The organism is Lacimicrobium sp. SS2-24 (genome assembly GCF_002201535.1).
Lineage (GTDB): Bacteria > Pseudomonadota > Gammaproteobacteria > Enterobacterales > Alteromonadaceae > Lacimicrobium.
In genome coordinates, this window is record NZ_NIWW01000009.1 from 1 (window position 1) to 14,045 (window position 14,045).

Consider the following 14,045-nt stretch of genomic DNA (forward strand, 5'->3'; position numbering starts at 1 on the left):
AATCCAGTGACCTTGCATACCATAAACACAAAGGCACTGGATGCCCGACTACAACATTCGGGCATGACCCCATTGGCAATCCGTCATTCCCGCGAAGGCGGGAATCCAGTGACCTTGCATGCTATAAACACAAAGGCACTGGATGCCCGACTACAACATTCGGGCATGACTCCATTGGCAATCCTTTCTAACTGCTCTGCAAAAAATCCTTGGCAAAGCGCTGCAATACGCCGCCTGCCTGATACACAGACAGCTCCTCAGCGGTATCCAGACGACACTTCACCTGAACCTCGTCGGTACTGCCATCTGAGCGGTGCACCATCAATGTCAGGGTCGCGCCCGGAGACGGTTCACCTTTGACATCGAAGGTTTCACTGCCATCAATGTTAAGGGTTTTACGGGTCTGTCCGGCGGTAAACTCCAGCGGTAACACGCCCATGCCAATCAGGTTGGTGCGGTGAATACGCTCAAAACCTTCGGCCACAATCACTTCAACACCCGCAAGACGCACGCCTTTGGCGGCCCAGTCTCTTGAGGAGCCCTGACCATAATCGGCACCGGCTATGATGATCAGCGGCTGTTTTCGTTGCATGTAGGTTTCTATGGCATCCCACATACGCATGACGTTGCCTTCAGGTTCCAGCCTGGTCAGCGAGCCCTGCACCACCTCACCGTTTTCATCGGTGACCATTTCATTGAACAGTTTTGGGTTTGCCAGCGTCGCCCGCTGTGCGGTCAGATGGTCGCCTCTGTGGGTGGCATAGGAATTAAAATCTTCTTCCGGCACGCCCATTTTTGCCAGGTATTCACCGGCCGCGCTGTCCGCCATAATGGCATTAGAGGGCGACAGGTGATCGGTGGTGATATTGTCCCCCAGCACTGCCAGTGCCCGCATCCCCTGCATGGCAGACTGTCCGGAGAAGGCGCCTTCCCAGTAAGGCGGGCGGCGAATATAAGTGCTTTTTTCGCGCCAGGCGTACAGAGGGTCATTGTCCTCACCGTAGTCGACACTGAGGTCAAACATGGGGTCATAGACCTGACGATACTGCTCAGGCTTGACCGCCTTTTTCACAATGGTGTCGATTTCTTCATCACTGGGCCAGATATCTTTGAGTGTCACCGGATTACCCTGATCGTCATACCCAAGTGGATCTTTTTCGATATCAAAACGGATACTGCCCGCAATGGCGTAAGCCACTACCAGCGGCGGCGACGCCAAAAAGGCATTTTTCGCATAAGGATGAATACGGCCATCGAAATTACGGTTACCGGAAAGTACCGCCACCGAATACAGATCCCGCTCAACAATCTCCTGCTGAATCGCCGGATCCAGTGCGCCGCTCATGCCGTTACAGGTGGTGCAGGCATAGGCCACAACACCAAAGCCCAATGACTCCAGTTCTGACAGTAAACCGGCTTCTTCGAGGTACATTTTGACCGTTTTAGAGCCCGGCGCCATGGAGCTTTTCACCCAGGGTTTGCGGATCAGACCCAGCTTGTTGGCGTTGCGGGCAATCAACCCCGCAGCAATCATATTGCGCGGATTGCTGGTGTTGGTGCAACTGGTGATCGCCGCGATAATCACCGCGCCATCGGGCATCTTGCCGTCTTCGTTTTGGTAGTTACCGGTAAATCCTCTTTTCGCCAGTTCCGATGAAGGCAACAAGGCATGGGGGTTAGAGGGGCCGGCGAGGCTACGACGCACCGATGACAGGTCAAAGCGCAGAACTTTTTCGTATTCTGCCGTGGTCAGGCTGTCCGCCCACAATCCGGTATGACGGGCAAAGGTTTCAACCAGCTCCACCTGTTTGTCTTCACGCCCGGTCAGCGTCAGGTAGTCGGTGGTTTGTTTGTCGATATAAAACATCGCCGCGGTTGCCCCGTATTCCGGGGTCATATTCGAGATGGTGGCCCGATCGCCTACTGAGAGGCTGTTTGCACCTTCGCCGAAAAACTCCAGATAAGCCCCCACCACACGTTGCTTGCGCAAAAACTCGGTCAGTGCCAACACCATATCGGTACTGGTCACGCCCGGCTGCAGTTTACCGGTCAGTTCCACGCCGATGATATCCGGCAGGCGCATGTAAGAGGCACGCCCCAGCATCACGCTCTCGGCTTCCAGACCGCCGACACCCACAGAGATAACCCCCAGGGCATCCACCATCGGCGTGTGGCTGTCTGTACCCACACAGGTGTCCACAAAGGCCACGTTGTCTTTCACCTGCACCACGGGCGACATCTTCTCCAGGTTAATCTGATGCATGATGCCGTTCCCCGGGGGGATCACATCCACATTCTTAAAGGCGGTTTTGGTCCAGTTGATAAAATGAAAACGATCTTCGTTGCGACGCTCTTCAATGGCCCGGTTTTTCTCAAAGGCATCGGCTTCAAAACCAGCATGCTCAACTGCCAGACTGTGATCCACGATCAGCTGAGTGGGTACCACTGGATTGACTTTAGCCGGATCGCCACCCTGCTCGGCGATAGCATCGCGCAGGCCCGCCAGATCCACCAGCGCGGTTTGCCCGAGAATGTCGTGGCACACTACCCGCGCCGGATACCAAGGAAAGTCCAGATCCCGCTTGCGGTAAATCAGTTGCTTGAGCGCATCGGTGAGCGCATCGGGCTGACAACGGCGCACCAGATTTTCTGCCAATACCCGGGAGGTATAGGGCAGTTTGGCATAGGCGCCGGGTTCAATGTCATCGACCGCCGCCTGCGTATCAAAGTACTCCAGATTGGTGCCGGGTAAAGATTTACGGTATTGGGTATTCATGCTTCCCCCTGATTGTGCAGGTCTTGAACAGTCTCCATTGATGGTACTGCTGACCGGAAAAGGAAAAAGCAGTGCGACCTAAGACGCACTGCGCTGGTGTCAATATGCCGCTTAGCTACGCTTTGCCATGGGCGGCACACTACGGGGCGCTTCACCGTTGTAGTCCGCCGACGGGCGAATAATACGATTGTCGGCACGCTGTTCCATCACGTGGGCGGCCCAGCCGGTAAGCCGTGACATCACAAAAATTGGCGTGAACAGCTTGGTGGGAATGCCCATAAAGTGATACGCCGAGGCGTGGAAGAAATCGGCATTACAGAATAATTTCTTCTCCCGCCACATTACCTCTTCACAACGTTCAGAAACCGGATACAGCACGGTGTCACCCACATCTTCGGCCAGCTTCTTCGACCAGGTTTTGATCACTTCATTGCGTGGATCAGAATCAGAGTAAATGGCATGACCAAAGCCCATGATCTTCTCTTTACGGGCCAGTTTGCCCATCATCTCTTCTTCAGCATGCTCAGGTGAGGTGAAGCCTTCGATCATGTCCATGGCGGCCTCATTGGCACCACCATGCAGTGGCCCGCGCAGTGATCCTATGGCACCGGTAATGCACGAATGCATGTCCGACAAGGTAGAGGCGCAGACTCTGGCAGTAAAGGTAGAGGCATTAAACTCATGCTCAGCGTAGAGGATCAGCGACACATGCATTACCTGCTCGTGCAGACTGTTGGACTTTTTGCCGTGCAACAGATGCAGGAAATGGGCGCCGATTGAGTCATCGTCGGTCTCCACATCAATACGAACACCGTCATGAGAGAAGCGGTACCAATAGCAAATAATGCTGGGGAAACACGCCAACATACGATCGGTCGCCTGTTGCTGCTGTTCAAAACTTTGCTCGGTTTCCAGATTTCCCAGCATGGAACAACCGGTGCGCAATACATCCATCGGATGGGCATCGGCAGGAATGCGTTCCAGCACCTCTTTAAGCGCATCGGGTAAACCACGCAGACTGCGCAGTTTTGCTTTGTATTCGGTTAATTCTGTCTGGTTGGGCAGCTTGCCTTTGAGGATCAGATAAGCCACTTCCTCAAACTGGCACTGTTCTGCCAACTCTTTAATATCATAACCCCGATAGGTCAGTCCGGAACCCGACTTACCCACAGTAGAAAGGGCTGTTTTACCCGCTACCTGGCCGCGCAATCCGGCCCCGCTCAGTACTTTTGCCATATCATGTTCTCCTGAAATTGTGCTGTTGTTAAATCTGTTGATTCACCACAACGAGCATCTAAACTATTTTTTGCGCAAAAGGCTCTGGATTGCCGCCTACAACAGGCGGCAATGACCTTTATGTCGTGCCCGAATGTTGTTGTCGGGGAGCCAGCGCCCTGCTGTTCGTTTTACTAACCACACAAACACAAAGCGCACACAAAAGAGAAGACCAATCCCCAATCACCCGGTGCGCTTGCCGCCTCTGCGGTAAATACTGTTTGTGCTTACTCTTTCTCTTTGCCTTTTTGGGCAAACAGTTGATCCAGTTTTTGTTCGTACTGGTGATAATCCAGATAATCGTAAAGTTCCATGCGCGTTTGCATGCTGTCTACCACCGACTTCTGATCGCCCTGCTCAAGAATAGACTGATACACATTTTCGGCGGCCTTGTTCATGGCCCGGAATGCACTTAAGGGATACAGCACCATGTCGGCGCCCCACTCACCCAGTTGTGCCTTATTCCACAGTTCTGTTTTACCAAACTCAGTAATATTGGCCAGAATGGGTACATCCAGCGCCTCAGCGAAGGCTCGGTAATGATCTTCGGTCTGAATTGCTTCGGCAAAAATGCCATCGGCACCGGCTTCAACATAGGCTTTGGCACGGGCTATGGCCGCGTCTAACCCTTCCTGAGCAAAGGCATCGGTACGGGCCATAATGAAAAAGTCCGGATCGGTGCGGGCATCCACAGCCGCCTTGATGCGGTCGACCATTTCTGCGGTGGAAACAATTTCTTTATTCGGGCGGTGACCACAGCGCTTCTGCGCGACCTGATCTTCCATATGTACCGCCGCGGCGCCGGCCTTTTCCATGTCACGAATGGTTTTGGCAATGTTAAAGGCGCCGCCCCAGCCGGTATCAATGTCTACCAATAAGGGTAGATCACAGGCCGAGGTGATGCGCTGTACATCCACCAGAACATCATTAAGAGAGGTCATGCCCAGATCCGGCAGGCCATAGGAGGCATTTGCCACACCACCACCGGAGAGATAAATGGCCTGATGACCAATCTTTTTCGCCATGATGGCCGCATAGGCATTGATGGTTCCGACGATTTGCAGAGGCTGGTTATCGGCCAGCGCCTGACGAAATTTCTTACCTGCACTCATAGTCTTTCCTCTGTTTGCAAATTACATTCAATCCATGCCAGTCATCCTCTGGCTGCGCCCTGTTGCTGCTAAAACGCCTGCACTCCCGGATTTACCAAGTCGCGATTATTACAGCCGCACCTGTTCTGATGGGTGTCAGCCGGCGCCCAGTTTGGTGGCAATATTATTTTTGGAATACAGAATATGGCGGCGCATCAGCATCTCTGCCAGCTCTTCATCACGATGTGAAATGGCCTGCACAATATGCCGGTGCTCATCAAAGGCCGTGGTAACCCGGGGCCCCGCCATACCTAACTGTACGCGGTACATTCGTACCAGATGATAGATGCCGTTAAGCAACATGGAGATCAGGTGCTGGTTCTTGCTACCGATGATGATGCGATAGTGGAAGTCCACATCACCGGCTTCCTGATAGTAAGACTGGCCCTGTTTCACTTCCTGAAAGTGACTGCTGAGCAGCTCATTCAGTGCTGCAATCTCGTCATCGGTCATATTTTTAGCCGCCAGCCGCGCCGCCATGCCCTCCAGCGATTCACGCACCTGATACAGCTGTACCAGGCCCTGGGGTGTCAGCGATACCACACGGGCACCAATGTTGGCTTTACGCTCCACCAGATTGCAGCTTTCCAGACGGTTAATGGCCTCGCGGACCACCGCCCGGCTAACCTGATACTTTGTCGACAATTCGGTTTCGCTGAGCTTTGAGCCAGCCGGAATCTGCCCTTCAACAATATCAGTGCGCAGGCGATAAAAGGTTTTATCTGCCGACGTCACCGCCTGTTCGCTGAACATATCCAACAAAAGTGCATCACCTGGTTACCACAAAAGTGTCGACAATATAGTGGCAATATCGCGATTCGTCAAATTAAAACCACCACATTGTCGACAAAAGGACCATTCTGCTGCGATTGCACCTGGCTATTGCTGTGCTTGCTAAACTGAATTAGGCTGCCAGGAACAGAGGTCCTGGTGACGTCGCCAACAAACCCAAAACGGAGATCCCATGTCTGACATCACGCTGCCACTGCAATATAGCTACATCGAAGCCCTGCCAGAGGGGTGCATCGAATGGCAGCCGGATGCGATTACCACACCCGAACTGGTATACCTGAACCGGCCACTGGCAAAGCAACTGGGGCTGGAACTGGCGTCGGTTGATGACAACACCCTGGCCCCCTTTTTTGCCGGCAACGGATTACCTGAGACCATCAAACCCTTTGCGCAGGCCTACACCGGCCATCAGTTTGGTCATCTGGCGCCCATGTTAGGGGATGGCCGCGCGGTGATTCTGGGGGAGTGGTTAGACAGTAACGAAAACCGCTGGGATATCGCCTTAAAGGGCTCGGGGCGCACGCCCTTTTCCCGCGGTGGTGATGGCAAAGCCGCCCTTGGCCCCATGCTGCGCGAAGTACTGCTCAGCGAAGCCCTTTACCATCTTGGCATTGCCACCACCCGCAGTCTGGCCGTAGTCGCAACCAACGAGCCAGTGCAACGCCAGCAGCTTCTGCCCGGGGCTATCTTAACCCGTTTAGCAGCCAGTCATATCCGCATTGGCACCTTTGAGTATTTCGCCACCCGCAACGATGTGACAAACCTCAAAGCACTGGCCGATTACACCCTCAATCGCCATTATCCGGAGTTAGCGCAACAGCAGAGTCCTTATCTGGCGATGCTGGAGGCGGTCATGCAGAAGCAGGCCAGACTGGTTGCCAGCTGGATCAACTGTGGTTTTATTCACGGCGTGATGAATACCGACAATATCCTGCTTAGTGGCGAAACCGTTGACTTTGGTCCCTGTGCCTTTATAGAACAATATAAGCCCGGCGCCGTGTTCAGTTCCATTGACCAGCATGGCCGCTATGCCTATGCCAACCAACCCAAAATCATGCACTGGAATCTGGCCCGTTTTGCCGAAACCCTGTTGCCACTGCTTGATGGTGAGGACAGTCAGAAGGTTGAGGTACTGACCGACACCATTAACCGCTTCCCGGATAGGTATCGTCAGCAACTCATATCTGGCCAGCGTCAGAAACTGGGTTTATTTTTCAGCGAAGAAGACGGCGATACCGAACTGGTCTCACAGTGGCTTGATTTGCTACATCAGAACAAAATGGATTTTACCCAGGCCTGGCGCAACCTGAGCAGGGTGTTACGTGGCGATGACACACCACTTCTCGAGCAGGTAAAAGAGCCATCGCAGCTGACAGACTGGTTAGCACGCTGGCACCAGCGACTGGAAAGAGATGCATCGCATACATCTTCACTGACCGACTCACAGCGGGCTGAAAAAATGGAGCAGGTTAATCCTTTTATCATCGCCCGAAATCATCAGGTTGAAGCGGCGCTCACCGCTGCCAGCGATAACAACGACTACCACCTGTTTAACGACCTGCTCAGTGCGCTGCAACAACCCTTTGCAGAAAACGAAACCACCCGCCCCTTTGCCACGCCGGCACCGGAGGAATTTACTGAGCGCTATCAGACCTTTTGTGGCACCTGAGGACGCTGCACGTCCAACTTGTTGGTAACCCTCATTGATAAGCCGCTTCGCTCCTGCATGTCTAATTACCGCACTGAAAGCCGGTTTAATGAGCTAAGGCATATTCATATCAAGGCGAAACGGAGTTTCCGGCTCAAAAGCTGATGATGTCTGATACAGCAAATCGTACAAACCTGATGATTTGATAGTTTTCAAGCCCGCTTCAAACGCGGCTTTGTCTTGAGAGTCTCTGAAAGCTGCACCATACCAGGTCTTACCCGGAAACAGAGGGTGATATTGAACTTCATCACTTGTGTCGATAGAAAGCGACAATTGCTGTCGATACCATTTGAAAATGGTTTTATCCACTAAAATGACTTGGGCACGTCGCAGCCAAAACATCGCATTTTGACTTTGTTGGCTCGCCAACTCCCTGTAGTAAGAGTTAAAAGCCTGACCTTCATGGGGTCTGAAATGTTGGTAGAATTCGTCACCGAGTACGAGATGAGCCTGCTGCCACGCGACAACCGAGTAATTCTGTAAATCCTTTATCCCCTCTAACGCAATATCATCCTTCTTCCTTGTGACCGCATAGTTCTCAAAGTAAATGAAGCGGTCAACGAAATGATTTAAGTCTGGAGTTTTGGAAACCGAAGCCACAGCATCAATCCCAGGGATAGACTGAATTGCTGTTTGCAATCTGTTGTTGGGCATATGTAGGACGACCATCTCATAGTCCCCACCACTATTTAACGCAGCGCGAAAGAGCTCTATCTCCAACCCATCTCGACTTTTACCAATAACAAAAGGAGGCTTATCCTGACCAAAAGCCACTATCAGTTGCTTCGCCTGTAGAGGTGAAACTGCAAGCAAAAACAGAAGTAAAATCCGGCGCATAACGTTCCGTGGTGAAGTCATTTAACGATAAAGTATTCAACCAAATTAGCCAGCGCGCAAAGTTTTTCTTCACCAACATTTTCTGAATTCATCCGTAAGGCTTTAAGCGTATTACTGGCTCGCGGCAACTTTCCGGATATTGCCCTCGGCTGTTGCGAAATTTCATTTGGATCTGTAGGAAGAATTCGCCGAGCGCTATCAAACTTTTGTGGCACCTGACTGAGTTCGCATTGAACGGGCCACGCCACATGTTACTTCAGGGCCTTTCCACCCCACTTTTATTGTTCAGATAAGCCATCGTACACATGGCTCCCAATACACCAAAAACAACTACGGCAATGTTAGTGTTGATAACAGCATGAACAGCATAATGGTGTTCAAGAATGCATAATCGTTGTAAAAATCATAAAGGCCGGATAGTGCAACCAGATGATAATCTGGGAATAGCAGGCTTCGAATCAAGTCCTCATTTGCGTAACAAGCCCCCCCCCTAAACAAGCATCATAAAACACACCCATAGCACCTCCTGCACCAAATAAAAGCGATCAGCTACAAATCAACAACCACAAATCAAACTGTGCTCTTGGCTAAGCTATCAAACTTAATTGCCCATGTCCGTTGTTCGCTTCGCGCTCCCTTACGAAGGTATGCGTGTCCGTTAAAGCGGGGGAAGTCTATTGTCCGAGAGAATATTTTTGTTAGGCATAAAAAAGCCCCGAACAATACCGAGGCTATTAAAGTAGATTGGTTGTTCGATTAAGCAGCTTTCTTTTTCCTCGAAAAACCGATTCCAGCTAAGCCAAGCCCTATTAATACAAGTGAAGCAGGTTCTGGAACACTTGTAGCACTATAAGTAGCGCCACTAAAGCCGTTTTGATTTCCCATAACTAAAACAGGGCCAATACCACCATTCCAAGTCAAAATATTCAAGCCACCCCAATTGAATCGAATTTGCATTTGACCAACAGTAGGATCATTAAAATTTGCTATTAGATTGGCAGCCACGATGTCACCACCAAGAAGATCGAAACCACCCAAATAAGAACTAAAATTAATAATATTGCTGGTCATACCTAAAGCTGATACGTCTGAAGTGATTTCAATAAACGTAGGAGCTAGATTTGTTCCATTTTCTGCAAGGCCGTGTAGCAATCCAGTCACTACACCTGGTGTATGATCTCGCATACTCCACGGAAAATCAGTTGCGTCATCATCAAATGAAAACTCTATTAGTGTTGCATTAGCCGTTCCCGAAAACAAGCAGGCAAGAGCAAGTAAGTAAATAATTTTCTTCATTTTATTTTCCAGTTAGATAAGTGGTTTCAAAGATATTGCAAAGATATTGGTTATTAAGCACAAAACATGCCGCATTCGTATTTTGTTGTATTTTATAGTTTTTTCTCTCGCTCCCTCGAAGGGCTTCGCTAAAGTGAAAAAAAAAACGACACACTATCACCCGTTCCACTGCCTAACGCTCCAATAAGGGAGCTTTTATACAGTTGGCTAAAATAACGAACGCAGTGACAGGAGTCTACCGCGTTGTTTAAGGCGCTTGTTAGCTACCCATTACTCTTAATATCCAGTTGCGGTAATTTGACACCCTAACTTGATAAGCAACAGTTCCATACAAGCCACCTTTAAAAGTGGATATGTCACCATGCCCCAATTGCCAACTTGATAAACCTACCAGAAATGGGGTGCCATCTTGAAATATAACAGATGCCCCACCACTATCTCCTGAACCATGCATCCCCTCAAGTGGTAAAGCATTTTCTGGCTTGTTGAATGTGAATGCTATCCAGTTACTTTCTGCGATTTGAACAATATTTTGAAACTGGTTCATTACACGAAGTGGCTTAGTAGCAGGATCTTCGCCGGTTAATCCGTTACCTGTAGCTCCCCTGCCATATACCGTAATTATTTCACCTAATTCATTTTCACCCGTATACATATTGATTGGTTTAACATCGTTTACAGGTAATGTTAATTTAATTAGCGCAATATCACTTCTAGACTTAAAAAAGCTCATTAAAGGTGCTAAATCACCTTCCAATAAATGTTTACCCGGTTCAGTATAATCAGGGTGTATATAAACCGCTTCTATCTGGTAAGTCTTTGAACCTACTTTTAAATTTTTACCAACATAATCATAAAAAATAGTGTGTGCGACCGTCAAAACCCATTGAGGCTCGATTAGAACACCATGCCCCTCATGCGGCATATCAATAAGGTATTCAGGTGCTTTTTCTAAAACATAATTTTCGGGAGGAATATCGTGCCTTTTCACCACTGCATTGGTGCCGAGCGAAAAAAAACAAAAGAATAAGAAAAGCCAAACTTTCATATTACGTCCATATTCATTGAAGGGTAGCTAACGCCCCGCTTAGGGGCAATGACACGTGGGCTAAAATTGGAGCGGAGCGACTGAGCCCACGTGTTATTGTCCCAGGGAGCTTGCGACCGACTACAGCGGTTTGTTATGTGCGTACATAAATCATCCACTGTTCTTTTTGATAACTTTGCCTAAAAACCTAAACGTTGTTCCAAAGATGTTTACTATTGAAAAAGTTAGGAACAAAGCTAAAAAAGTCCGCAATCCATAAAGCAAAGAATTTATAAGATTCGGGGCTTCATTTATAAAATTAACTGCGAGAGTGTTACCTATGACAAAGAAGCAAGCCGATAATAGAGTAGCTAAAACAAAAGCGAACTTGAATATAGCAATTTGCCATTGAAAAAACTTTGTTTTAAAGAAATCCATCCTGGTTACAACCTACTTCGTAGCACATAACAGTTTAATAGCGGGAAGAGTTCCTTGTTTAAACACGGAAGACTTCCTCTTTTTTGTTTTTGTAGCATGTTTGGTTCATCTACACCACCCGTCATGTCTGCTCTGTGGCGTTGCGCGCAATTTGTTGCTGGGGAAAAGAGGAAAAGTTCCTCTTTTGTGCTGTTATCAGGAAGTGGGTCGATAACTGTGTTTACACACAGCCGTCTGGGCTTGCTGTGATGACAAAATTCCCGCTTTGTTCAGTCTGTGGCAGTGGAATCAAAGGGGCATTCCTTTTTACGCTCTGCCAGTGCATAAGCACATTACAATGATAGCTTGAACCCTTCATGGGTCGCCTGAAAGCCCAGCTTTTCATAGAACCTCAGGGCTTCCGGGCGCTGTTTGTCACTGGTCAGTTGAATCCGGGTACAACCTTTTTGTCGGGCAAGGCTAATCGCATAACCGAACATTTTTTCTCCTATGCCCTGTCCCCGGAATGCCTCATGAATACGCACGCCTTCAATCAGACAGCGCCAGCTTCCTGTGTGAGTCAGATAAGGTATAAAAGTCAGTTGAAGCATACCCACTAGGCGCTGTTCATGCTCCACAACCAATAACAGGTTATTAGGATCCGCGTCGATGGCCCTGAAAGCAGACATGTAAGCCTGATTGAGCGGTACTGAGGTATCTTCCCGCTGACGCCCCAGCACATCGTCGGCCAGTAAGGAGACCAGTGCACTGAGGTCCTTTTCTTTTGCCGGGCGGTATGTTAATTCCATACTGATTCCTTTTGCCGTGATGATGAGATACGTGCTGTGAAAACAAAAAACGCCGCATCGGCATAACCCATACGGCGTTTTTTACGCGATGTAAAAAGCCTCAGTTACAGGGCCTTTTCCAGCTCTGGCAGTACTTCGAACAAATCGCCTACCAGACCGTAGTCCGCCACCTGAAAGATGGGGGCCTCTTCGTCTTTATTGATAGCCACAATGATCTTGGAGTCTTTCATACCGGCAAGGTGCTGAATGGCTCCGGAAATGCCAACCGCAATATACAGATCCGGTGCCACAATTTTACCGGTCTGACCTACCTGCATGTCGTTAGGCACAAAGCCCGCGTCAACGGCGGCACGTGAGGCACCAATGGCTGCGCCGAGCTTATCGGCAATGCCTTCAAGCAGTTTGAAATTATCACCGTTTTGCATACCACGGCCACCGGAGATCACCACAGAGGCGGCGGTCAGTTCGGGGCGCTCAGATTCGGTCAGCTCCGCGCCAACATACTCGCTGAGGGTATTGTCTTTAACCGTATCCAGGCTTTCAATGCTGGCAGCATCCTGCTCGCCGGTGGCATCAAAGGCACTGGTACGCACCGTGACCACCTTAATGGCATCTTCGGTTTGCACCGTGGCAATGGCGTTACCTGCATAGATGGGCCGCACAAAGGTATCGGCGCTCTCTACTTTGATGATGTCGGAGATTTGTGCCACATCCAGCAATGCCGCGACGCGGGGCATAAAGTTCTTACCCGTGGTGGTGGCGGCGGCCAGAATATGACCGTAGTCCTTACCCACTTCAGCTACCAGCTCGGCGGTATTTTCTGCCAGTTGATGGGCATACACGGCATTGTCTGCCACCAACACCTTTTTTACGCCGGCGATTTTGGCCGCGGCCTGCGCCACGTTCTGGCAATTTTCACCGGCTACCAGCATGTGCACGTCTTCACCAATCTGGCTGGCAGCATGGATAAGCTTGAAGTTTTCCGGCTTCAGGTGTTCGTTGTCATGTTCTGCATATACGAGAATTGCCATCTTAAATCACCTTCGCTTCGTTTTTCAGTTTGTCCACCAGCTCAGCCACATCAGCCACTTTCACGCCGCCCTGGCGCGCCGCAGGCGGCTCCACTTTGAGGGTTTTAACCTTGCTGTGAGTCTCTACACCAAAATCTGCCAGAGCTTTAACATCCAGCGGTTTGCGTTTGGCTTTCATGATATTGGGCAGCGATGCATAGCGTGGCTCATTTAAGCGCAGATCCGTGGTCACCACGGCAGGCAAGGTCAGCCCGACGGTTTGCAGTCCACCGTCAATTTCACGGGTTACCTTCACCTTGTCACCATCCAGTTCTACTTTGGAGGCAAAAGTACCCTGCCCCATACCGCACAGTGCCGCCAGCATCTGTCCGGTCTGGTTGTTGTCAGAATCAATCGACTGTTTGCCGAGAATAATCAGTTGAGGCTGTTCTTCTTCCACCACTTTTTGCAGCACTTTTGCAACCTGCAGTGATTCCAGCGCCTCGTCGGCTTCGATATGAATACCCCGGTCAGCACCCAGTGCCAGTGCGGTACGGATCTGCTCCTGGCAGGCCTTGGTGCCAATAGACACCACCACAACTTCTTCGGCTTTGCCCTGTTCTTTGAGGCGTACCGCTTCTTCCACTGCAATTTCACAAAAAGGGTTTATGGCCATTTTGGCATTGGTAAGATCCACACCCGAATTATCTGCTTTGACCCGCACCTTGACGTTATAGTCGATGGCGCGTTTTACTGGCACGAGTATTTTCATTCTGCCGCCTTGTTTGATGTTTTTTGTAAGGTACCACGTACAGGAACATGCCTGATTCGATGGCGCTCAATGTACTTACTGTTGACGTAAACGTCAACCGACACTAGCCTATGCCAGCGTGCAATTTGATTTACGTCATTTTAAACATTTCGCTAACTGTGGTTAACTTACCTTA

General features: G+C 49.9%; 11 protein-coding genes. 1 reads left to right on the forward strand and 10 read right to left on the reverse strand.

Going from position 1 to position 14,045, the window contains the following annotated elements:
* Window positions 1-187 precede the first annotated feature (187 nt).
* From acnD to CCY32_RS14215, 4 genes are all read right to left on the reverse strand, one after another.
* Window positions 188-2,776, reverse strand: a complete 2,589-nt coding sequence (gene acnD, locus CCY32_RS14200; RefSeq protein ID WP_088331830.1) for a Fe/S-dependent 2-methylisocitrate dehydratase AcnD — start codon at window positions 2,774-2,776, stop codon at window positions 188-190.
* 111 nt (window positions 2,777-2,887) lie between these two features.
* Entirely contained in the window at window positions 2,888-4,012 is a 1,125-nt protein-coding gene (prpC, locus tag CCY32_RS14205) for a 2-methylcitrate synthase (protein ID WP_088331832.1), read from the reverse strand.
* Window positions 4,013-4,278: 266 nt separating this feature from the next.
* Entirely contained in the window at window positions 4,279-5,163 is an 885-nt protein-coding gene (gene prpB, locus CCY32_RS14210; protein WP_088331834.1) for a methylisocitrate lyase, read from the reverse strand.
* A gap of 135 nt (window positions 5,164-5,298) precedes the next feature.
* Window positions 5,299-5,961, reverse strand: coding sequence for a GntR family transcriptional regulator (locus CCY32_RS14215; RefSeq protein ID WP_088332079.1), 663 nt, complete (start codon window positions 5,959-5,961; stop codon window positions 5,299-5,301).
* A 205-nt stretch (window positions 5,962-6,166) separates the two neighbouring features.
* Here CCY32_RS14215 and CCY32_RS14220 point away from each other — a divergent pair, with 205 nt between their 5' ends.
* Complete coding sequence (locus tag CCY32_RS14220) at window positions 6,167-7,663, forward strand: protein adenylyltransferase SelO (RefSeq protein ID WP_088331836.1); 1,497 nt, start codon at window positions 6,167-6,169, stop codon at window positions 7,661-7,663.
* A 93-nt stretch (window positions 7,664-7,756) separates the two neighbouring features.
* Here the strand turns inward: CCY32_RS14220 and CCY32_RS14225 are convergent, their stop codons facing one another.
* The 6 genes from CCY32_RS14225 to CCY32_RS14255 all read right to left on the reverse strand — a co-directional run bounded on the left by CCY32_RS14225 (window position 7,757) and on the right by CCY32_RS14255 (window position 13,870).
* Window positions 7,757-8,539: an ABC transporter substrate-binding protein gene (locus CCY32_RS14225; protein ID WP_168171530.1), complete on the reverse strand. Its 783-nt coding sequence runs from the start codon at window positions 8,537-8,539 to the stop codon at window positions 7,757-7,759.
* Window positions 8,540-9,295: 756 nt separating this feature from the next.
* Window positions 9,296-9,835, reverse strand: a complete 540-nt coding sequence (locus CCY32_RS14230; RefSeq protein WP_088331838.1) for a PEP-CTERM sorting domain-containing protein — start codon at window positions 9,833-9,835, stop codon at window positions 9,296-9,298.
* Window positions 9,836-10,094: 259 nt separating this feature from the next.
* Window positions 10,095-10,883 (reverse strand): trypsin-like serine protease, encoded by a 789-nt coding sequence (locus tag CCY32_RS14235; RefSeq protein ID WP_088331839.1) that lies wholly within the window; start codon window positions 10,881-10,883, stop codon window positions 10,095-10,097.
* Between the two features lie 749 nt (window positions 10,884-11,632).
* Window positions 11,633-12,088, reverse strand: coding sequence for a GNAT family N-acetyltransferase (locus CCY32_RS14245; protein WP_088331841.1), 456 nt, complete (start codon window positions 12,086-12,088; stop codon window positions 11,633-11,635).
* Between the two features lie 104 nt (window positions 12,089-12,192).
* Window positions 12,193-13,119: an FAD-binding protein gene (locus CCY32_RS14250; RefSeq protein WP_088331842.1), complete on the reverse strand. Its 927-nt coding sequence runs from the start codon at window positions 13,117-13,119 to the stop codon at window positions 12,193-12,195.
* 1 nt (window position 13,120) lies between these two features.
* Window positions 13,121-13,870 (reverse strand): electron transfer flavoprotein subunit beta/FixA family protein, encoded by a 750-nt coding sequence (locus CCY32_RS14255; protein ID WP_088331843.1) that lies wholly within the window; start codon window positions 13,868-13,870, stop codon window positions 13,121-13,123.
* Between the last annotated feature and the right edge of the window lie 175 nt (window positions 13,871-14,045).

What these genes read in the sequence shown, in the direction of transcription:
- acnD (WP_088331830.1), bottom strand. Translation starts at nt 2,776, where the DNA reads ATGAATACCCAATACCGTAAATCTTTACCCGGCACCAATCTGGAGTAC.
- prpC (WP_088331832.1), bottom strand. Translation starts at nt 4,012, where the DNA reads ATGGCAAAAGTACTGAGCGGGGCCGGATTGCGCGGCCAGGTAGCGGGT.
- prpB (WP_088331834.1), bottom strand. Translation starts at nt 5,163, where the DNA reads ATGAGTGCAGGTAAGAAATTTCGTCAGGCGCTGGCCGATAACCAGCCT.
- CCY32_RS14220 (WP_088331836.1), top strand. Translation starts at nt 6,167, where the DNA reads ATGTCTGACATCACGCTGCCACTGCAATATAGCTACATCGAAGCCCTG.
- CCY32_RS14225 (WP_168171530.1), bottom strand. Translation starts at nt 8,539, where the DNA reads ATGCGCCGGATTTTACTTCTGTTTTTGCTTGCAGTTTCACCTCTACAG.
- CCY32_RS14230 (WP_088331838.1), bottom strand. Translation starts at nt 9,835, where the DNA reads ATGAAGAAAATTATTTACTTACTTGCTCTTGCCTGCTTGTTTTCGGGA.
- CCY32_RS14235 (WP_088331839.1), bottom strand. Translation starts at nt 10,883, where the DNA reads ATGAAAGTTTGGCTTTTCTTATTCTTTTGTTTTTTTTCGCTCGGCACC.
- CCY32_RS14245 (WP_088331841.1), bottom strand. Translation starts at nt 12,088, where the DNA reads ATGGAATTAACATACCGCCCGGCAAAAGAAAAGGACCTCAGTGCACTG.
- CCY32_RS14250 (WP_088331842.1), bottom strand. Translation starts at nt 13,119, where the DNA reads ATGGCAATTCTCGTATATGCAGAACATGACAACGAACACCTGAAGCCG.
- CCY32_RS14255 (WP_088331843.1), bottom strand. Translation starts at nt 13,870, where the DNA reads ATGAAAATACTCGTGCCAGTAAAACGCGCCATCGACTATAACGTCAAG.